This is a genomic window from Streptomyces sp. MB09-02B (assembly GCF_033794485.1).
In the GTDB taxonomy this organism is placed as follows: domain Bacteria; phylum Actinomycetota; class Actinomycetes; order Streptomycetales; family Streptomycetaceae; genus Streptomyces.
The window spans coordinates 15,231-34,931 of record NZ_JARGEE010000038.1; the positions used below are offsets into that span (position 1 = coordinate 15,231).

Consider the following 19,701-nt stretch of genomic DNA (forward strand, 5'->3'; position numbering starts at 1 on the left):
GTCCCGGGTCTACATTGGCGGTACGTCACCGTCGACGCCCCGGAGTCCATCATGTCGGTCACCCCTGTTCTAGAGGCCGATGTCCTGCGGCGGCAGGACCCTGAGCTGGCCGACATCCTGCTCGGTGAGTTCGATCGGCAGGCGACGACGCTGCAGCTCGTCGCCGCGGAGAACTTCACCTCGCCCGCGGTTCTGGCCGCGCTGGGGTCACCGCTCGCGAACAAGTACGCGGAGGGGTATCCGGGGGCCCGGTACCACGGCGGCTGCGAGATGGTGGACGTCGCCGAGCGGCTCGCCGTGGAGCGGGCCAGGGCGCTCTTCGGGGCCGAGCACGCCAACGTGCAGTCCCACTCCGGTTCTTCGGCCGTACTGGCCGCGTACGCCGCCCTGTTGCGCCCCGGCGACACCGTCCTCGCGATGGGACTGCACTTCGGCGGGCACCTCACCCACGGCTCGCCCGCCAACTTCTCCGGCCGCTGGTTCGACTTCGTCGGATACGGCGTGGAGGCCGAGTCGGGGCTGATCGACCGCGAGCAGGTGCGCACCCTGGCCCGTACGCACCGCCCGAAGGCGATCGTGTGCGGGTCGATCTCCTATCCCCGGCACATCGACTACGCCTTCTTCCGCGAGGTCGCCGACGAGGTGGGCGCCTATCTCATCGCCGACGCGGCCCACCCGATCGGGCTGGTCGCCGGGGGAGCGGCGCCCAACCCGGTGCCGTACGCCGACATCGTGTGCGCCACCACGCACAAGGTGCTGCGCGGACCGCGCGGCGGGATGCTGCTCTGCGGGAGCGAGCTGGCCGAGCGGGTCGACCGGGCGGTGTTCCCGTTCACCCAGGGCGGCGCGCAGATGCACACCATCGCCGCGAAGGCCGTCGCGTTCGGGGAGGCGGCAACCCCGGCGTTCACCGCGTACGCCCATCAGGTGGTCGCGAACGCCCGCGTCCTGGCCCGGGGACTGGCCGAGGAGGGCCTCGTGGTCGTCACCGGCGGCACCGACACCCACCTCCTGACCGTCGATCCCGCGCCACTCGGTGTCGACGGCCGCAGCGCCAAGGGGCGGCTCGCGGCGGCCGGGATGGTCCTGGACTGCTGTGCGCTCCCGCACGGAGACGCCCGTGGCCTGCGGCTCGGCACGGCCGCGCTGACCACCCAGGGCATGGGCGAGGTGGAGATGGCACGGCTCGCGGTCCTGTTCGCGGGGGCCCTGCGGGACGGCGGCGACGGCAAGCGGACGCGTGAAGAAGTGCGGGACCTGGCCGGAAGATTTCCGCCGTATCCGCGCTGAGGTGGGGTAGACGCACCATTAGGCACAGCATCACGTGCAACCATCGTCGCTACCCGGATGTCCTCCACCGTATGCGTGCACCGTCGCGCGCATCGCTAGGGTGTGAGGCTGTGATGGCCAGCGAGACCTGTGGGGAAGCCCGTGCGTGAATACCTCCTGACGCTCTGCATCACGGCTGCGGTGACGTACCTGCTGACAGGGCCGGTACGGAAGTTCGCGATCGTGGCCGGAGCCATGCCGGCGGTGCGTGCGCGCGACGTCCACCGTGAACCGACGCCCCGGCTCGGCGGTATCGCGATGTTCTTCGGGCTGTGCGCCGGTCTGCTGGTCGCCGACCACCTGACCAACCTCAGCCAGGTCTTCGCCGAGTCCAACGAACCGCGCGCGCTGCTCTCCGGGGCCGCGCTGATCTGGCTCATCGGCGTCCTGGACGACAAGTTCGAGATCGACGCCCTGATCAAGCTCGGCGGCCAGATGATCGCCGCCGGTGTGATGGTCATGCAGGGTCTGACGATCCTCTGGCTGCCCATCCCCAGTGTGGGGATCGTCGCGCTCACCCAGTGGCAGGGGACCCTGCTCACGGTCGCCCTGGTCGTCATCACCATCAACGCGGTCAACTTCGTCGACGGCCTCGACGGTCTCGCGGCCGGCATGGTCTGCATCGCCTCCGCCGCGTTCTTCATGTACGCCTACCGCCTCTGGTACAGCTACGGCATCGAGGCCGCGGCCCCCGCCACCCTCTTCGCGGCCGTCCTGATGGGCATGTGCCTGGGCTTCCTGCCGCACAACATGCACCCGGCCCGGATCTTCATGGGCGACTCGGGTTCGATGATGATCGGCCTCGTGCTGGCGGCCGGCGCGATCTCCATCACCGGGCAGGTCGACCCGGACGTGATGAACCTGTACGGCTCGGAGCGCAGCACGGTCTACTCGATGGTGCCGGTCTACATCCCGCTGCTGATGCCGCTGAGCATCCTCGCGATCCCGGCGGCGGACCTGATCCTCGCGATCGTGCGCCGCACCTGGCGGGGCCAGTCGCCGTTCGCCGCCGACCGGGGGCATCTGCACCACCGGCTCCTGGAGGTCGGGCACTCGCACAGCCGGGCCGTGCTGATCATGTACTTCTGGTCCGCGGTGATCGCCTTCGGCACCCTGGCGTACACGGTGAACGCGGCGTCCATGTGGATCGTCCTCGCCATCGCCATGCTCAGCGGGGTCGGGCTCTTCCTCCTGCTGCTGCCCCGCTTCACCCCCCGCGCGCCGCGCTGGGCGCAGAGCTTCGTCCCGCCCCGCTATCGCCGTCGCGCGGTCCCGGCGGCCGCGCCGGAGCCCGCCGCCGACTGGACGCCCACCCTCAACGGCGCGACGGCGATCGGCGCCCGCGCCCACGAACCGGAACGCAGCCCGGCGGGCGCGCGGCGCTGAGCGACGGCTCCGCGCGGAGCCGTGGTCGCCCTGCTCGTGGAACCGGCCGGAGGCCGTGCGCGACACCTCGCGCACGGCCTCCGGCCGTCCGTCGTGCGGGCGGAGGGGCGGGGCATGGCGCTGACGGCAAGGTAAGAATCTGACTAACACTTTGCCGATGCCATGCGAGCGCGTGACGACGCAAACCGGCCTTATACCAGACAAGTCGGCGTGGATTCTGCACAGACGGGCAGCTTCACTCTCATGTGTGACACCTGGCACAGCATTCAGGTAAAGACCTCATCAAATAGTTTGTGATACGGTTCACGAGAACCCGGGACAGAGTCGAAGGGCCGCACTGCGACGGTCCGTTGGCGCGAGATTCTCGCTCGCCCCCGGGGTCTACGCTCGTCCATGACGACACCCTGCCCCCTTAGCAAGCGGAGTTGCCGCCATGCCGTCCAATGACGTCCGGACCCTCCTTCAGGCTGCCGTACCCACGGCAGCCGCCGGCGCGATCGCCGCTGTCGTCAGCGGTGTGGTCGTCGGAGGCAAGGGGGCTCTCGGTGCCGTCGTGGCGGCGGTGATCACGATCCTCTTCATGGGAATCGGGCTCTACGTTCTGCAGCGCACTGCCAAATCGCTTCCTCATCTGTTCCAGATGATGGGCCTGATGCTTTACGCGGCACAGATTCTGCTGTTGTTCATCTTTCTGTCCGCGTTCAAGAACACCACGCTGTTCCACCCCAGGGCCTTCGCGTTCACGCTGGTCGGCACCACGCTCGTATGGATCGCCGCACAGACCCGCGCACATATGAAGGCCAAGATCCTCTACGTCGAACCCGATGCGCCGACGGGCAACAAGCCCGAAAAATCGGGGCACTCGTCGTGAGGAGTAGGGCCGGGATAAGGGCGTGTGCGAACTCCTGCTATCGTCCGGTGCCAACTGCGGCATCGCGGGCGCGGGCATCTGAGCTGACGCCTGCTCAATCGCGAGGCTTGATGCCCCCCAGCCGCCCCCACATCCGTAACACCAGTCCAGTGCCGACCCGCGGCTGCGTGCCGCGCCGACACAACGAGGTTGCCGTACCCATGCGTCACGCCGAAGGAGCCCGTGGTGAGTGCTGACCAGACCCAGCTCGCCTTTGACTGGAGCTGTCGGATCATGTCCGACAACGGCTGTGGCTTCCCGGCTCCGGGCCTGCACTCGTTCCTCTTCAAGCCGATCGCCACGGTCGGCGGGTTCGAGTTCAACAAGGTGATGCTGCTCGCCCTCGTCACCACTCTCCTGGTGATCACGTTCTTCACCCTCGCCTTCGGCAAGGCGAAGGTCGTCCCGGGCAAGCTGCAGATGATCGGTGAGGCGGGCTACGACTTCGTACGCCGTGGCATCGTCTACGAGACGCTGGGCCGGAAGGAGGGCGAGAAGTACGTCCCGCTGATGGTCTCGCTGTTCTTCTTCATCTGGCTCATGAACATCTGGTCCGTGATTCCGCTGGCCCAGTTCCCGGTGTCGTCGATCATCGCCTACCCGATGGTCCTCGCCCTGATCGTCTACGTGGTCTGGGTCTCGCTGACCTTCAAGAAGCACGGCTTCGTCGGCTTCTTCAAGAACGTCACCGGCTACGACAAGTCGCTCGGCCCGGTGCTGCCGCTCGTGGTGGTCATCGAGTTCTTCTCGAACCTGCTGGTCCGCCCGTTCACGCACGCGGTGCGACTGTTCGCCAACATGTTCGCCGGCCACCTGATGCTGGTCATGTTCACCGTCGCCTCCTGGTACCTGCTGAACAGCTGGATGATCCCGGCGGCCGGTGTCTCCTTCATCATGACCATCGTCATGATCCTCTTCGAGCTCTTCGTGCAGGCCGTCCAGGCGTACGTCTTCGTGCTCCTCGCCTGCTCCTACATCCAGGGCGCGCTCGCCGAGCACCACTGAGTCACGCCGCTTCACAAGCCCCCCAGAACGTCCGGTGGCCAACCCCCGCCGGTCCATGAAAGAGAAGGAAGAATCAGCATGGCTGCCATGGAGACCCTTGCCGCCCTCGAAGGCAACATCGGTGCTGTCGGCTACGGCCTCGCCGCCATCGGCCCCGGCGTCGGCGTCGGCATCATCTTCGGCAACGGCACCCAGGCCCTGGCCCGTCAGCCCGAGGCCGCCGGCCTGATCCGTGCCAACCAGATCCTCGGCTTCGCCTTCTGTGAGGCGCTCGCCCTCATCGGCATCGTCATGCCGTTCGTCTACGGATGATCGAGCCCTGACGAGCGAACCTTTCAACGAGAGGCACTGATGTGATCGCCAACCTGGTACAGCTGGCGGCCGGGGAAGAGCAGAACCCGCTCATCCCGCCGGGCCCCGAGCTGCTCGTGGGCGCCATCGCCTTCGCCATCGTGTTCTTCTTCTTCTGGAAGAAGGCGCTTCCGAACATCAACAAGGTTCTGGAAGAGCGCCGCGACGCGATCGAGGGCGGTATCGAAGAGGCCGACCGCATGAAGGTCGAGGCCCAGAGCGTGCTGGAGCAGTACAAGGCCCAGCTCGCCGAGGCTCGGCACGAGGCCGCGCGGCTGCGCCAGGAGGCGCAGGAGCAGGGCGCCACGCTCATCGCCGAGATGCGGGCCGAGGGCCAGCGGCAGCGCGAGGAGATCGTCGCCGCCGGTCACTCGCAGCTCGAGGCCGACCGCAAGGCCGCCGCTTCGGCGCTGCGTCAGGACGTGGGCAAGCTCGCCACCGACCTGGCCGGCAAGCTCGTCGGTGAGTCCCTTGAGGACCACGCCCGGCAGAGCCGTGTGATCGACCGCTTCCTCGACGACCTCGAGGAGAAGGCCGAGGCCACGCGATGAACGGAGCGAGCCGCGAGGCCCTGGCAGCCGCACGTGAGCGCCTCGACGCGCTGACGGACTCCACGTCCGTGGACGCGGCGCGGCTCGCCGACGAGCTGGCCGCCGTCACCGCTCTGCTCCACCGCGAGGTGTCGCTGCGTCGGGTCCTCACCGACCCGGCGCAGTCCGGCGAGGCCAAGGCCGAGCTGGTCGGCCGCATCCTCGGCGGCCAGGTCGGTACGACCACCGCCGACCTGGTGTCCGGTCTGGTGCGCTCCCGCTGGTCGCAGCCCCGCGACCTGGTGGACGCGCTGGAGCAGCTGGCCGACGTCGCCGACCTCACGGCCGCGCAGCAGTCGGCCACGCTCGACGACGTCGAGGACGAGCTGTTCCGCTTCGGCCGGATCGTCGCCTCGAACACCGAGCTGCGGTCCGCGCTGACCGACCGTGCCGCGAGCGGCCAGGCCAAGAGCGAGCTGCTGCGCAGCCTGCTCGGCGGCCGCGCCAAGGCCACCACCGAGCGTCTGGTGACGCGCCTCGTGACCGCGCCGCGTGGACGTAGCCTGGAAGCGGGACTCGAGTCCCTGTCCAAGCTCGCCGCCGAGCGCCGGGACCGCATGGTCGCCGTCGTCACCTCGGCGGTCCCGCTGAGCGACCCGCAGAAGCGACGCCTCGGCGCCGCCCTGGCGAAGCTCTACGGCCGTCCGATGCACCTCAACCTCGACGTGGACCCCGGCGTCCTCGGCGGGATCCGGGTGCAGGTCGGTGACGAGATCATCAACGGCTCGATCGCGGACCGACTCGAGGACGCCGGCCGCCGCCTGGCGAGCTAGCACCAAACTTCATAGCAGTACGTACGTATGTCTGCGGCCCGGTTGGGCCGTGCAGAGGATTCACCTCATTCAGGGGGGAGTCCCCATCCCCCCAAGTGAAACTTCGGGCCCAACAAGGAGAGCAGGGAACCCAGATGGCGGAGCTCACGATCCGGCCGGAGGAGATCCGGGACGCGCTGGAGAACTTCGTCCAGTCGTACAAGCCGGACGCGGCCTCGCGCGAGGAGGTCGGTACGGTCACCCTTGCCGGCGACGGCATCGCGAAGGTCGAGGGTCTTCCCTCGGCCATGGCCAACGAACTGCTGAAGTTCGAGGACGGCACCCTCGGCCTCGCGCTCAACCTGGAAGAGCGCGAGATCGGCGCCATCGTCCTCGGTGAGTTCAGCGGCATCGAGGAGGGTCAGCCGGTCACCCGTACCGGTGAGGTCCTGTCGGTCGCCGTGGGCGAGGGCTACCTCGGCCGCGTCGTCGACCCGCTCGGCAACCCGATCGACGGCCTCGGCGAGATCGAGACGTCCGGCCGCCGTGCCCTGGAGCTGCAGGCTCCCGGTGTCATGGCCCGTAAGTCGGTGCACGAGCCGATGGAGACCGGCTACAAGGCCGTCGACGCCATGACCCCGGTCGGCCGCGGCCAGCGTCAGCTGATCATCGGCGACCGCCAGACCGGCAAGACCGCCCTGGCCGTCGACACGATCATCAACCAGCGCGACAACTGGCGCTCCGGTGACGTGAACAAGCAGGTCCGCTGCGTCTACGTCGCCATCGGCCAGAAGGGCTCGACCATCGCCTCCGTGCGTGGCGCCCTCGAAGAGGCCGGCGCGCTGGAGTACACGACCATCGTCGCCGCCCCGGCGTCCGACCCGGCCGGCTTCAAGTACCTGGCGCCGTACACCGGTTCGGCCATCGGTCAGCAGTGGATGTACGAGGGCAAGCACGTCCTCATCATCTTCGACGACCTCTCGAAGCAGGCCGACGCCTACCGCGCCGTGTCGCTGCTGCTGCGCCGCCCGCCGGGCCGTGAGGCCTACCCGGGTGACGTCTTCTACCTGCACTCCCGTCTGCTGGAGCGCTGCGCGAAGCTCTCCGACGACCTCGGCGCGGGCTCGATGACCGGTCTGCCGATCGTCGAGACGAAGGCCAACGACGTCTCGGCGTTCATCCCGACCAACGTCATCTCCATCACCGACGGCCAGTGCTTCCTGGAGTCGGACCTCTTCAACGCCGGTCAGCGCCCCGCGCTGAACGTCGGTATCTCCGTCTCCCGAGTCGGTGGTTCCGCGCAGCACAAGGCGATGAAGCAGGTCTCCGGCCGTCTGCGCCTCGACCTCGCCCAGTACCGTGAGCTGGAGGCGTTCGCCGCCTTCGGTTCCGACCTGGACGCCGCGTCGAAGTCGCAGCTGGAGCGTGGTCAGCGTCTGGTCGAGCTGCTCAAGCAGCCGCAGTACCAGCCGATGCCGACCGAGGACCAGGTCGTCTCCGTGTGGGCCGGTACCACCGGCAAGATGGACGACGTTCCGGTCGCCGACGTGCGCCGCTTCGAGAAGGAGCTGCTTGAGTACCTGCACCGCAAGGAGCAGGGCCTCATGACCTCCATCAAGGAGGGCGGCAAGATGTCGGACGACACCCTCACCGCTGTCGCCGACGCGATCGCCGAGTTCAAGAAGCAGTTCGAGACCTCGGACGGCAAGCTGCTCGGCGAGGACGCCCCGGCCGTCAACGTCTCCAAGTGACGTAAGGAAGGGACCTGACTCATGGGAGCCCAGCTCCGGGTCTACAAGCGTCGCATCCGATCCGTCACCGCGACCAAGAAGATCACCAAGGCGATGGAGATGATCGCCGCCTCGCGTGTCGTCAAGGCGCAGCGCAAGGTGGCGGCCTCCGCGCCGTACGCGGCCGAGCTCACCCGCGCGGTCACGGCGGTCGGTACCGGTTCGAACACCAAGCACCCGCTGACCACGGAGGCGGAGACGGCGACCCGTTCCGCGGTGCTGCTCCTCACGAGCGACCGCGGACTGGCCGGCGCCTTCAACTCCAACGCCATCAAGGTCGCCGAGCAGCTGACGGCGCGCCTCCAGGCGGAGGGCAAGGAGGTCGACACGTACATCGTCGGCCGCCGCGGTCTGGCCCACTACAACTTCCGCGAGCGCAAGGTCGTGGAGTCGTGGTCGGGCTTCACCGACGAGCCCACCTACGCGGACGCCAAGAAGGTCGCGGGTCCGCTGATCGAGGCCATCGAGAAGGACACGGCTGACGGCGGCGTGGACGAACTCCACATCGTCTTCACCGAGTTCGTCTCGATGATGACGCAGTCGGCGCTCGACGCCCGTCTGCTGCCGCTCAGCCTCGACGAGGTGGCGAAGGAGGCGGCGCCGAAGGGCGAGATCCTTCCGCTGTACGACTTCGAGCCGTCGGCGGAGGACGTCCTCGACGCCCTGCTGCCGCGCTATGTCGAGAGCCGTATCTACAACGCGATGCTGCAGTCGGCTGCCTCCAAGCACGCCGCCACGCGCCGCGCGATGAAGTCGGCGACCGACAACGCGGGCGAGCTGATCAACACGCTCTCCCGCCTTGCCAACGCGGCCCGCCAGGCCGAAATCACCCAGGAAATCAGCGAGATCGTCGGTGGCTCCGCAGCCCTGGCCGACGCGACCGCGGGGAGTGACAGGTAATGACGACGACAGTTGAGACGGCCGCTGCCACGGGCCGCGTCGCCCGGGTCATCGGCCCGGTCGTCGACGTGGAATTCCCCGTCGACGCCATGCCGGAGATCTACAACGCCCTTCACGTCGAGGTGGCCGACCCGGCCCAGGACGGCGAGAAGAAGACGCTGACCCTGGAAGTCGCCCAGCACCTGGGTGACGGCCTGGTCCGCACCATCTCCATGCAGCCCACCGACGGTCTGGTCCGCCAGGCCCCGGTCACCGACTCCGGTGCCTCCATCACGGTGCCGGTCGGCGACTTCACCAAGGGCAAGGTGTTCAACACCCTCGGTGAGGTGCTGAACGTCGACGAGCAGTACACGGGCGAGCGCTGGGGCATCCACCGCAAGGCCCCGAACTTCGACGAGCTCGAGTCGAAGACCGAGATGTTCGAGACCGGCGTCAAGGTCATCGACCTTCTCACCCCGTACGTCAAGGGTGGAAAGATCGGTCTGTTCGGTGGTGCCGGCGTCGGCAAGACGGTGCTCATCCAGGAGATGATCTACCGCGTCGCCAACAACCACGACGGTGTCTCCGTGTTCGCCGGTGTCGGTGAGCGCACCCGTGAGGGCAACGACCTCATCGAGGAGATGGCCGAGTCGGGCGTCATCGACAAGACCGCGCTGGTCTTCGGCCAGATGGACGAGCCCCCGGGCACCCGTCTGCGGGTGGCCCTCGCCGGTCTGACCATGGCGGAGTACTTCCGCGATGTGCAGAAGCAGGACGTGCTGTTCTTCATCGACAACATCTTCCGCTTCACCCAGGCCGGTTCCGAGGTGTCGACCCTGCTCGGCCGTATGCCCTCCGCGGTGGGCTACCAGCCGAACCTGGCCGACGAGATGGGTCTCCTCCAGGAGCGCATCACCTCGACCCGTGGTCACTCGATCACCTCGATGCAGGCGATCTACGTCCCCGCGGACGACCTGACCGACCCGGCCCCGGCCACCACCTTCGCCCACCTCGACGCGACGACGGTTCTCTCCCGTCCGATCTCCGAGAAGGGCATCTACCCGGCCGTGGACCCGCTGGACTCCACGTCCCGCATCCTGGACCCCCGCTACATCGCGGCGGACCACTACAACACCGCGATGCGCGTCAAGACGGTCCTGCAGAAGTACAAGGACCTCCAGGACATCATCGCGATCCTCGGTATCGACGAGCTCGGCGAGGAGGACAAGCTCACCGTCCACCGTGCCCGTCGTGTGGAGCGCTTCCTCTCGCAGAACACCCACGTCGCCAAGCAGTTCACCGGCGTCGACGGGTCGGACGTGCCGCTGGACGAGTCGATCACCGCGTTCAACGCGATCATCGACGGTGAGTACGACCACTTCCCGGAGCAGGCCTTCTTCCTCTGCGGTGGTATCGAGGACCTGAAGAAGAACGCGAAGGACCTCGGCGTCAGCTGACGTCAGGCACGTCGTGATCAGTGGGGGGCGAGGCCACACCTCATGGGGTGCGTCCCGCCCCCCTCTGCACTCCCTCTAGAATTGAACCCAACACCCGGCGGAGGCGTCGGGTGGTGACCCGAGGAGCCACCTTGGCTGCTGAGCTGCACGTCGCGCTGGTCGCGGCCGACCGAGAGGTCTGGTCGGGCGAGGCCACTCTGGTCGTCGCGCGTACCACGTCCGGCGACATCGGCGTCATGCCCGGTCACCAGCCGCTGCTCGGTGTGCTGGAGTCGGGCCCGGTGACCATCCGTACGAGCGACGGCGGCACTGTCGTCGTCGCCGTGCACGGCGGTTTCATCTCGTTCGCGGACAACAAGCTGTCCCTGCTGGCCGAGGTCGCCGAGCTGGCCGACGAGATCGATGTCCAGGGCGCCCAGCGGGAGCTGGAGCGCGCGAAGGCGGAGGGCGATGCCGCCGCCGAGCGCCGCGCGGATGTACGACTGCGTACGGCGGGTGCGCGCTGAGCGCAGACGCCGTGTGATGCTGTACCTCAGCCGCGGCTGGGTCTGGATGTCCTCATCCCGACCCGGCCGCGGCTGAGGCGAATATGGGTGTTTTTTACGTTCCGTTACCTAGGAGACGAGGAGGTCGGTGTCGATGGTCCTCGCTCTGACTGTGTGCGGTTCGGTGATCGCGCTCGTGGTGGTCGGGCTCTTCGTCTTCGGACTGCGCCGACGCCTCATCCAGCGCTCCGGGGGCACCTTCGACTGCAGCCTCCGCTGGGACGCCCCGGAGAAACCCGGCACCGACGAGAACGGCAAGGGCTGGGGGTACGGCGTCGCCCGATACAACGGCGACCGCATCGAGTGGTACCGCGTCTTCTCGTACTCGCCCCGCCCCCGCCGCGTCCTGGAGCGTGCCTCGATCGAGGTGGCCGGACGCCGCACCCCCGAGGGTGAGGAGGAGCTGGCGCTCCTCTCCGACGCCGTGATCCTCGCGTGTCTGCACCGCGGGAACCGGCTGGAACTGGCGATGAGCGAGGACGCGCTGACCGGTTTCCTCGCGTGGCTGGAGGCAGCCCCGCCCGGTCAGCGTGTCAATGTCGCTTAGTAGCACTCCTGGTACTACTTGAGGCCGTTGTTGATCGCGTTCACCAGCTCTCCGTTGGTCGTGTCTCCGCTGAACTCCCAGAAGAACGCGCCGCCCAGGCCCTGGTTCTTCGCCCAGGTCATCTTTCCGGCGATGGTGGACGGGGTGTCGTAGCTCCACCAGTTGCTGCCGCAGTGGGCGTACGCCGTGCCGGCGATCGTGCCGGTGACCGGGCAGGAGTTCTTCAGGATCTTGTAGTCCTCGATGCCCGCCTCGTAGGTGCCGGGGGCCGCACCGGTCGCCGTGCCGCCGGGGGCGGACTGGGTGACGCCGGTCCAGCCGCGTCCGTAGAAGCCGATGCCGAGCAGCAGCTTGGCGGACGGGACGCCCTTCGACTTCAGCTTGGCGATCGCGTCGGCGGAGTTGAAGCCGGCCTGGGGGATCCCGGAGTACGAGGTCAGCGGGGAGTGCGGGGCGGTCGGGCCGTCCTTGTCGAAGGCGCCGAAGTAGTCATACGTCATCACGTTGTACCAGTTCAGATGGGTCGCGGCGCCGCCGTAGTCGGCCGCGTCGATCTTGCCGCCGGAGGAGCCGTCGGCGGTGATGGCGGCGGTGACCAGGTAGTTCGCGCCGAACTCGGCACGCAGTGCCTGGGAGAGGTTCCTGAAGGCCGCCGGGCCCGAGGTGTCGCAGGTCAGACCGCAGGCGTTCGGGTACTCCCAGTCGATGTCGATGCCGTCGAAGACGTCGGCCCAGCGCGGGTCCTCGACCACGGCCTTGCAGGACTTGGCGAACGCGGACGGGTTCTGCGCGGCCTGGCCGAAGCCGCCGGAGTAGGTCCAGCCGCCGAAGGAGTACAGCACCTTGATGTGCGGGTACTTGGCCTTGAGCTGGCGGAGCTGGTTGAAGTTGCCGCGCAGCGGCTGGTCCCAGGTGTCGGCGACGCCGCTGACGGACTGGTCGGCGGTGTACGCCTTGTCGTAGGCGGCGTAGGTGTCGTCGACCGTGCACTGGCCGTTCTTGACGTTGCCGAACGCGTAGTTGATGTGGGTGATCTTGGATGCCGAGCCCGAGGTCACCAGGTTCTTGACGTGGTAGTTGCGGCCGTAGACGCCCCACTCGGTGAAGTAGCCGAGGTTGATCTTCGAGCCCGGGTTCGGGTTCGTGCCGCCCCCGGTGGTCCGGACGGCCGCCGCGCCGCTGACCGGGCCGGTCTGGTCGGCGGTGTCACGGGCCTGGACGGTGTAGGAGTAGTCGGTGCCGGCGGTGAGGCCGGTGTCCGTGTAGGTGGTGCCGGTGACGGTGGCGACCTTGGTGCCGCCGCGCAGGACGTCGTAGTTCTTGACGCCCTTGTCGTCGGTGGCGGCGCGCCAGCTCAGTTTCACCGAGGTGTCGGTGACGTCCGAGGTGGTCGGGGTGCCGGGGGCGGAGGGTGCCGCGTCGCCGGGGACGGTGGGGCCGCCGTCGCAACTGGCGCCGTTGAGCTTGCAGTTGGCCGGGGAGCCTGAGCCGCTCCCGTTGAAACCGAAGGAGACGGAGGCGCCGGGGGCGAGGGTGCCGTTCCAGGACTTGTTCTTCGCGGTCCAGCGGGTGCCGGAGGAGGTGACGTCCGCGTCCCAGGCGGAGGTGACCGACGTGCCGGAGGGGAAGTCCCACTCGACGGTCCAGGAGCTGATGGTCGTGGTCCCGGTGTTCTTCACCGTCCACTTGCCTTCGAAGCCGGAGCCCCAGTCCTGGGGCTTGGCGTAGGTGGCGGTCGCCTCCGTGGCCGCCTGCGCGGGGGTGGCGAGACCGACCAGGCCGGCGAGGGGGAGGAGCAGGGTCGCGAGACCCGCTATGGCTCTGTGCCTGAAGCGCATGTGCGCCTCCTCGTCTTTCTACGTGTGGGGTGTCTCATTGCATGAGCATGACGTGGCGCAGTGGGCCGAGAATAGAAAGGTCTGGACCAGAGGTCAATGGGTCTGGACCACTGCGCTCACGCCGGACACCCCGGGTGGGGCCGACCGAGGTCAGACACCCAACTCCTGCGCCAGTACCGCCGCTTGCACGCGGCTGCGCAGGTCGAGCTTCCCCAGCAGCCGGCTGACGTGCGTCTTCACCGTCGCCTCGGCCATGTCCAGCCGCCCGGCGATCTCCGCGTTCGACAGCCCTTCGCCCAGGCAGGAGAGGACCTCCCGCTCCCGCCGGGTGAGGGAGTCGAGGACGGACGGATCGACCGCGGGCTCCCGTACGGGCTTGGCGGCGAACTCCGCGATCAGCCGCCGGGTGACCGCCGGGGCGATCAGGCCCTCGCCGCGCCCCACCGCCCGTACGGCCTCGATGAGGTCCCTCGCCTCCGTGTTCTTCAGCAGGAACCCGGCGGCCCCGGCCCGCAACGCCCCGAACACGTACTCGTCGAGGTCGAAGGTGGTCAGCACGAGGACGTCGGCCAGCCCCTCGGCGACCACCTGCCGGGTCGCCGACACCCCGTCCAGGCGCGGCATCTGCACGTCCATCAGCACCAGGTCCGGACGCAGTTCCCGCGCGAGCGCCACCGCCCGCTCGCCGTCCGCCGCCTCCCCGACCACCTCGATGTCCGGCGCGCTGCGCAGGATGAGGACGAGCCCGGCCCGTACGGCGGACTGGTCCTCGGCGACGAGCACACGGATCATGCGGGTTCTCCTTGGGGGACGGGGAGGGCGGCGCGGACGCTCCAGATCTTGCCGTGTCCCGAGCTTTCGGGGCCTGCCTCGAAGGTGCCGCCCAGCAGAGCGACCCGCTCCCGCATCCCGACCAGACCGGCACCGGAACCGGGTGCACTCGGCCCGTCGCGGTCGCCGTACGGGCTGGTCACCAAGATGTCGAGGGAGCCGTCCGGTTGTCGCAGCACCACGGAGACCCGGCCGGGGGAGGCGTGTTTGAGGGCGTTGGTGAGCGACTCCTGGACGATGCGGTAGGCCGCCAGCTCGACGGGGGCGGGGAGGGTGTCGGCGTGGTCGGCGTCCAGGGTCACGTCGAGACCGTTGGTGCGGGCGCCCGCGACGAGGGATTCGAGGCCGTCGAGTGTGGGTGCGACGGACGGCTCGGTGTCGTCGCTCGAATCCCGCAGGATGCCGATCAGCCGGCGCATCTCCGCCAGCCCCGCCACGCTGTTCTCGCGGATGACCCCGAGGGCCTCCTTGGAGGTGTCGGGGTCGTCGAGGGAGAGCGCGGCCGTGGAGTGGATCGCGATCGCCGAGAGGTGGTTGGCGACCATGTCGTGCAACTCCCGCGCCATCCGCGCCCGTTCGGAGACGACGGCCTGGGCCCGGTCCATCTCCGCCAGCAGGGCCGTCTGCTCGGCGCGCAGCCGGGCCGCCTCGGCGGCGTCGCGGTGGTTGCGCACGATCCAGCCGGTGGCGGCGGGCATGAGGGAGACCAGGCCGACGACCACCCCGATCAGCAGCGCCTCCGGTTTCCGGAAGGCCGCGATCGGGACCACGGTGAAGGTGATGGTCACCAGTCCGGAGACCCACGGCACCCGGCGGGCCGTGGTGGGCGGGCCGTACAGCACGGCCGCGTAGACCAGGTCCGTGAACATCAGGACCGTGATCAGGCTGCCCTGGGTGATGGTGTCCAGCGTCAGCGCGGCCCATCCCACCAGCAGGGCCGTGCGGGGCATGGCGCGGCGCAGCGCCTCGCAGCCGGCTGTCATGACGAGGGGCGGCAAAACCCACCAGGGGCTCTCCAGCACCACGAGGCCGTCCTGGGGAGTGCGGGTGTCGAGGCCCAGGCCCCACAGCAGCAGACCGCCGAGGAGTCCGGCAGCGGCGATGCACAGGTCCACGCGGTGCGGGCGGGGCGGTGTGAAGGCCATGCCCTCCATCCAACACGGGACAGGGGCCCGGCGCCTGGTGCCCGCGAACGGTCCTGGACTGCATCTTTCGATGTACCGCGACTTCGTCACCGGCGACGACGAATCCGGGGCCGCCCGCCGGGAGCCTGGAAGGGTGAACGAGAGGAGCGAATCGTGATCGTCGCGTTGATCATCGCCTGCGAGGTCGGCTTCTGGGTGCTGCTGGCCCTGGCCCTGACCGTCCGCTACCTACTGAAGAAGCGCCGGGCCAGTGTCGTGCTGCTGCTCTGCGAGCCCGTGCTGGAGCTGGTGCTGTTCGTCGTGACCGCGATCGACCTGAAGAACGGCGCCGAGCCGAGCTGGGAGCACGGGGTGGCCGCGCTCTACATCGGCTTCACCGTGGGCTACGGCCACTACATGATCAAGTGGCTGGACGGCCACGCGGCGCATCGCCTGGGCGGCGGGCCGAAGCCGGCGGGGCCGCCGAAGTACGGCGCGGCCAGGGCCCGCCACGAGGGCAGGCTCTGGACCCGGACACTGGTGGCGACCGGGGTGGCGCTGGCCCTGCTCCAGCTGGCCGTCTGGTACGTCGGCGACGACGGGAACGTCGATTCGCTGAGGTCGTTCCAGTGGATCGCCCTCCGGGCCGCCGGCATCCACGGTCTGGTCGCCCTCGCCTACACGATCTGGCCGAAGAAGGAGCCGGACGCCCCGAAGAGCGGGGGCCGGGACTCCGGGTACGCGAAGGAGAGGGCCGGACGATGAGCGGGACGGCGGTCGGGGCATCGAGGAACGTGTGGGAAGGGGCCGGCACCTTCGTGATCGGCCTGGTGCTGTGGCTGTTCACGGACGGGGTGGAGGTACCGGTCGTCACCCTGACCAAGGTGGGCGTGGTGATGATGTGCGTGGGTGCGGTCCTCGTCGCGACGGGCTTCTACCAGCGGGTTCGCGGCACGCCGGGCGGCTAGCCCCGGCGCGGCGGCTACCGCTCCCCGCCCGGGACCCACAGCACGTCCCCGACCTCCTTGTTCGCCGTCCTCGCGAGGATGAACAGGAGGTCGGAGAGGCGGTTGAGGTAGGTCGCCGTGAGGGGGTTCATCGCGTCGGCGTGCTGCTCCAGGGCGGCCCAGGTCGAGCGCTCGGCGCGCCGGACCACCGTGCAGGCATGGTGCAGCAGGGCCGCGCCGGGGGTGCCGCCGGGCAGGATGAAGGAGCGCAGCTTCTCCAGCTCAGCGTTGAAGCGGTCGCAGTCGGCCTCCAGCTTGTCGACGTAGAACTGCTCGACCCGCAGGGGCGGGAACTCGGGGTTCTCGACGACGGGGGTGGAGAGGTCGGCGCCCACGTCGAACAGATCGTTCTGCACCCGCACGAGGACCTTGACGATCTCCTCGTCCAGCCCGCCCAGCGCGATCGCCGTCCCGATGGCCGCGTTGGCCTCGTTGGCGTCGGCGTACGCCGAGATCCGCGGATCGGTCTTGGGCACCCGGCTCATGTCGCCGAGGTTGGTGGTGCCCTGGTCGCCGGTCCTGGTGTAGATGCGCGTCAGATTGACCATGCGACCAGCGTAGTTACGCCCGGGCCGTCCGGAAGACCCGTGTGCCCACCGTCACGGGGGACGTCGTGGGGGAGAGGGCTGCCGGGACAGCGGTGAGCCGTGGGCCGCCGGCCTGTCCGGTTGTCCGGTGAGGTGCCCGCACCGCGGAAGGGACTCCCGTCGCGGACTCCCCTCCCTCGCTGACCGCCGGTCAGATCACCTGGATCCACCGGACGGTGACGGCCGTCATGGGGCACGAGACACACCCGGGCGCAATTCGGACGAAGTATTACGAGCGGTGCTTCTTCTCCCGTGTGGCGGGGAGGGCCTGTTGAGCGGGCAGGTGCTCAACTAGGCCGTACGACCCTTCGAGTGAGTACTGCCGGTGTGATGTCCGTCTGTTGAGACGTGACTCGCGTTACTAAGCGGTCACACGGCCCCTCACGAGCGCTAGTGTCCGCCGGAGAGGCAACACATCAACAGCGCGTACCAGGGGAGTCGCACAGTGGCACGGAAGCTCGCCGTGATCGGAGCCGGACTCATGGGGTCCGGGATCGCCCAGGTGTCCGCGCAGGCGGGCTGGGACGTCGTCCTGCGTGACGTCACCGACGAGGCGCTGAACCGTGGCATCGGCGGCATCGAGGCGTCGTACGACAAGTTCGTGAGCAAGGGGAAGATGGGGGCCGGGGACGCCGAGGCGGCGCTGGGGCGGATCACCGCCACCACCGACCTCGACGCGGCGGCCGACGCGGACGTCGTCGTCGAGGCAGTCTTCGAGAAGCTGGAGGTGAAGCACGAGATCTTCCGGGCGCTCGACAAGGTCGTCCGCGAGGACACCGTGCTCGCCTCCAACACCTCCGCCATCCCGATCACCAAGATCGCGGCGGCCACCGAGCGGCCCGAGCGGGTCGTCGGCGTCCACTTCTTCTCGCCGGTGCCGATGATGGGGCTCTGCGAACTGGTGCGCGGCTACAAGACCAGCGACGAGACGCTCGCCACCGCACGGGAGTTCGCCGAGTCGGTCGGCAAGACCTGCATCGTCGTCAACCGGGACGTCGCCGGCTTCGTGACGACCCGTCTCATCTCCGCCCTCGTCGTCGAGGCCGCGAAGCTGTACGAGTCGGGCGTCGCCACCGCCGAGGACATCGACCTCGCCTGCAAGTTGGGCTTCGGTCACGCGATGGGGCCGCTGGCCACGGCCGACCTGACGGGCGTCGACATCCTGTTGCACGCCACGAGCAACATCTACACCGAGTCGCAGGACGAGAAGTTCGCCCCTCCGGAGCTGATGCGCCGGATGGTGGACGCCGGTGACATCGGACGCAAGAGCGGGCAGGGCTTCTACACCTACTGACGCGGAGCCGGCCGACGCCGGCCCGCACGTCACGGGCGGCCCCTCCCACGCATGTGAACGCATGAGCCTCTCCGGCCTCACCCCTTGAGGTGAATTCGGTATCGGTTCGCTCACAGACGGCAACCTGACGGTGTGAAACGCCGTCAGACGTTGCATCACCCAGATCACGGAGTACGAGACGCACTCACGGGAGCGCTTATGTACATCAGGGGCGACCACGCCGAGCTGGTCGTCGGGGGCCGCCTCGACGTACGCAGCGCGGCGGACGCCCGTACGGTCCTGCACTCGGCCGTCGACGACGGAGCCGGCGACCTGGTGCTCGACCTGTCAGAGCTGGACTCCTGGGACGCCACCGGACTCGGGGTGATCATGGGAGCCCACCGGCGGGCGGGACGGTGCGGACGGCGGCTCGTGCTGCGCGATGTGCCGCCGCAGATGCAGCGGCTGCTCGTGGCCACCCGGCTGCACCGCATCCTCGCGATCGAGGGCGGAATCGGTCTGGAGTCATTGCCCAGAGTGTGAACGCGCGTACGGGCCCGTACGTATGGCTCTGTGTGTGCGGGGCACCCGTGGGGACCATGTGGGCGAAACGCACCACGCTCGCAATCCTCACGAGACTGTGATGTCTCGGACGGCGCGGGACCCCGGACTGTCGGAGATACTGTGCGAAGGTTTAGGGTTCGGCTGCCCGCTGCCAGCTACCCTCGAGCGGGTTCCGGACCAGAAGCGACAGCGCGGTGTGCGACACGGCCGGGAGGGGCTCCAGCACACGAGACGCTTTTGGGGGGCTAGGACCGATGGACCCGAACAACCGGGGACCCGCAGAGTACGGCCATGACGACGGACAGGCGCAGGGCAAGCGTCCTCCACGGGACGCACTGACACAGGACTTCGACCGGCACGCCCCGGCACTCGCCCGCACCGTCCAGCTCGTCTCGGGCGACTTCCTGCTCACCGTCAACCCCGTCGACGGCAGCGAGACAGAGAACTGCCCACCGGGCGAACTGCCTGGTCAGCCCGTGAAGCACACACCCGCCGAGCGCGCCGTCCTCGACCGCGCCGCCCGGCCGCCGGTGCCCCCGGGCCCCTCGCTGCCCCGACTCCCCCTGCTCCGGCGCGACGAGGAGAGAGCTCGGCTCGTCCGGCTGCTCGCGCGCGGCCGCTCCGTGCGCCTCACCGGAGCCCCGGGCTCCGGTCGCACCACGCTCCTCGACGCGGTCGCCGACGACTGCGCGGATCTCGCCCCCGACGGCGTCGTCCGGCTGAGCGGCTTCCGGCGCACGGTCGACGACCTGCTGTACGAACTGTTCGCAGCCGTGTACAGCACACCCCTGTTCCGGCCCGCCCGGCAGCAGATCCTCGACATCGTGAAGGACATCGGCGCGGTCGTCGTCCTGGACGACCTCGAATTCGGCGGGATCGCTCTCGACGAGCTGCTCGACGCCACCCCCGAGTGCGCCTTCCTGATCGCCGCCACCC

Annotated in this window: 20 protein-coding genes and 1 pseudogene; 17 read left to right on the plus strand and 4 right to left on the minus strand. The window is 68.8% G+C overall.

What is annotated here, in order from left to right; translation table 11 throughout:
* Positions 1-51: 51 nt before the first annotated feature.
* The 12 genes from glyA (at position 52) to P1P70_RS08600 (ending at position 11,541) form a co-directional block, all read left to right on the plus strand.
* Positions 52-1,290 carry a serine hydroxymethyltransferase gene (gene glyA, locus P1P70_RS08545; protein ID WP_319235899.1) on the plus strand — a complete coding sequence of 413 codons (1,239 nt, stop codon included), beginning with the start codon at positions 52-54 and terminating at the stop codon, positions 1,288-1,290.
* A gap of 141 nt (positions 1,291-1,431) precedes the next feature.
* Positions 1,432-2,715: an MraY family glycosyltransferase gene (locus tag P1P70_RS08550; RefSeq protein ID WP_319235901.1), complete on the plus strand. Its 1,284-nt coding sequence runs from the start codon at positions 1,432-1,434 to the stop codon at positions 2,713-2,715.
* Between the two features lie 433 nt (positions 2,716-3,148).
* Positions 3,149-3,586 (plus strand): hypothetical protein, encoded by a 438-nt coding sequence (locus tag P1P70_RS08555; RefSeq protein WP_184899442.1) that lies wholly within the window; start codon positions 3,149-3,151, stop codon positions 3,584-3,586.
* 273 nt (positions 3,587-3,859) lie between these two features.
* Positions 3,860-4,630 carry a F0F1 ATP synthase subunit A gene (gene atpB, locus P1P70_RS08560; RefSeq protein WP_319235925.1) on the plus strand — a complete coding sequence of 257 codons (771 nt, stop codon included), beginning with the start codon at positions 3,860-3,862 and terminating at the stop codon, positions 4,628-4,630.
* 78 nt (positions 4,631-4,708) lie between these two features.
* On the plus strand, positions 4,709-4,942 hold the full coding sequence (gene atpE, locus P1P70_RS08565; protein WP_037695385.1) for an ATP synthase F0 subunit C: 234 nt from the start codon (positions 4,709-4,711) through the stop codon (positions 4,940-4,942).
* A 41-nt stretch (positions 4,943-4,983) separates the two neighbouring features.
* The gene (locus P1P70_RS08570) at positions 4,984-5,532 is read left to right on the plus strand and encodes a F0F1 ATP synthase subunit B (protein ID WP_319107705.1); all 549 of its coding nucleotides are present in this window, start codon (positions 4,984-4,986) and stop codon (positions 5,530-5,532) included.
* Positions 5,529-6,344, plus strand: a complete 816-nt coding sequence (locus P1P70_RS08575) for a F0F1 ATP synthase subunit delta (RefSeq protein ID WP_319235904.1) — start codon at positions 5,529-5,531, stop codon at positions 6,342-6,344. Before P1P70_RS08570 ends, P1P70_RS08575 begins: the two co-directional genes overlap by 4 nt.
* A 134-nt stretch (positions 6,345-6,478) precedes the next feature.
* Positions 6,479-8,074, plus strand: coding sequence for a F0F1 ATP synthase subunit alpha (gene atpA / locus P1P70_RS08580; protein WP_319235907.1), 1,596 nt, complete (start codon positions 6,479-6,481; stop codon positions 8,072-8,074).
* Positions 8,075-8,095: 21 nt separating this feature from the next.
* Complete coding sequence (locus P1P70_RS08585; RefSeq protein ID WP_319235908.1) at positions 8,096-9,013, plus strand: F0F1 ATP synthase subunit gamma; 918 nt, start codon at positions 8,096-8,098, stop codon at positions 9,011-9,013.
* Complete coding sequence (gene atpD, locus P1P70_RS08590) at positions 9,013-10,449, plus strand: F0F1 ATP synthase subunit beta (protein ID WP_319235910.1); 1,437 nt, start codon at positions 9,013-9,015, stop codon at positions 10,447-10,449. The genes P1P70_RS08585 and atpD overlap by 1 nt, the downstream gene beginning before the upstream one ends.
* Positions 10,450-10,580: 131 nt before the next feature.
* Entirely contained in the window at positions 10,581-10,955 is a 375-nt protein-coding gene (locus P1P70_RS08595) for a F0F1 ATP synthase subunit epsilon (RefSeq protein ID WP_319235912.1), read from the plus strand.
* Positions 10,956-11,088: 133 nt separating this feature from the next.
* Positions 11,089-11,541: a DUF2550 domain-containing protein gene (locus tag P1P70_RS08600; RefSeq protein ID WP_045558927.1), complete on the plus strand. Its 453-nt coding sequence runs from the start codon at positions 11,089-11,091 to the stop codon at positions 11,539-11,541.
* Between the two features lie 14 nt (positions 11,542-11,555).
* Here the strand turns inward: P1P70_RS08600 and P1P70_RS08605 are convergent, their stop codons facing one another.
* From P1P70_RS08605 to P1P70_RS08615, 3 genes are all read right to left on the minus strand, one after another.
* Positions 11,556-13,379 (minus strand): glycoside hydrolase family 18 chitinase, encoded by a 1,824-nt coding sequence (locus tag P1P70_RS08605; protein ID WP_319235914.1) that lies wholly within the window; start codon positions 13,377-13,379, stop codon positions 11,556-11,558.
* 150 nt (positions 13,380-13,529) lie between these two features.
* Positions 13,530-14,171 (minus strand): response regulator, encoded by a 642-nt coding sequence (locus tag P1P70_RS08610; RefSeq protein ID WP_184899463.1) that lies wholly within the window; start codon positions 14,169-14,171, stop codon positions 13,530-13,532.
* Positions 14,168-15,355 (minus strand): sensor histidine kinase, encoded by a 1,188-nt coding sequence (locus P1P70_RS08615; RefSeq protein WP_319235916.1) that lies wholly within the window; start codon positions 15,353-15,355, stop codon positions 14,168-14,170. The genes P1P70_RS08610 and P1P70_RS08615 overlap by 4 nt, the downstream gene beginning before the upstream one ends.
* 153 nt (positions 15,356-15,508) lie before the next feature.
* Here P1P70_RS08615 and P1P70_RS08620 point away from each other — a divergent pair, with 153 nt between their 5' ends.
* Together P1P70_RS08620 and P1P70_RS08625 are read left to right on the plus strand one after the other, a co-directional pair.
* Positions 15,509-16,099, plus strand: a complete 591-nt coding sequence (locus P1P70_RS08620; RefSeq protein WP_319235918.1) for a hypothetical protein — start codon at positions 15,509-15,511, stop codon at positions 16,097-16,099.
* Complete coding sequence (locus P1P70_RS08625; protein ID WP_319235919.1) at positions 16,096-16,302, plus strand: DUF5708 family protein; 207 nt, start codon at positions 16,096-16,098, stop codon at positions 16,300-16,302. The genes P1P70_RS08620 and P1P70_RS08625 overlap by 4 nt, the downstream gene beginning before the upstream one ends.
* Before the next feature lie 14 nt (positions 16,303-16,316).
* Here the strand turns inward: P1P70_RS08625 and P1P70_RS08630 are convergent, their stop codons facing one another.
* The gene (locus P1P70_RS08630) at positions 16,317-16,889 is read right to left on the minus strand and encodes a cob(I)yrinic acid a,c-diamide adenosyltransferase (RefSeq protein WP_319235920.1); all 573 of its coding nucleotides are present in this window, start codon (positions 16,887-16,889) and stop codon (positions 16,317-16,319) included.
* A gap of 484 nt (positions 16,890-17,373) precedes the next feature.
* Between P1P70_RS08630 and P1P70_RS08635 the strand changes: the two genes are divergently transcribed.
* From P1P70_RS08635 to P1P70_RS08645, 3 genes and pseudogenes are all read left to right on the plus strand, one after another.
* Positions 17,374-18,222 carry a 3-hydroxyacyl-CoA dehydrogenase family protein gene (locus P1P70_RS08635; protein WP_319235922.1) on the plus strand — a complete coding sequence of 283 codons (849 nt, stop codon included), beginning with the start codon at positions 17,374-17,376 and terminating at the stop codon, positions 18,220-18,222.
* Between the two features lie 198 nt (positions 18,223-18,420).
* On the plus strand, positions 18,421-18,744 hold the full coding sequence (locus tag P1P70_RS08640; protein WP_033526497.1) for an STAS domain-containing protein: 324 nt from the start codon (positions 18,421-18,423) through the stop codon (positions 18,742-18,744).
* A gap of 275 nt (positions 18,745-19,019) precedes the next feature.
* Positions 19,020-19,701, plus strand: a pseudogene (locus P1P70_RS08645) (ATP-binding protein); the annotation flags it as partial.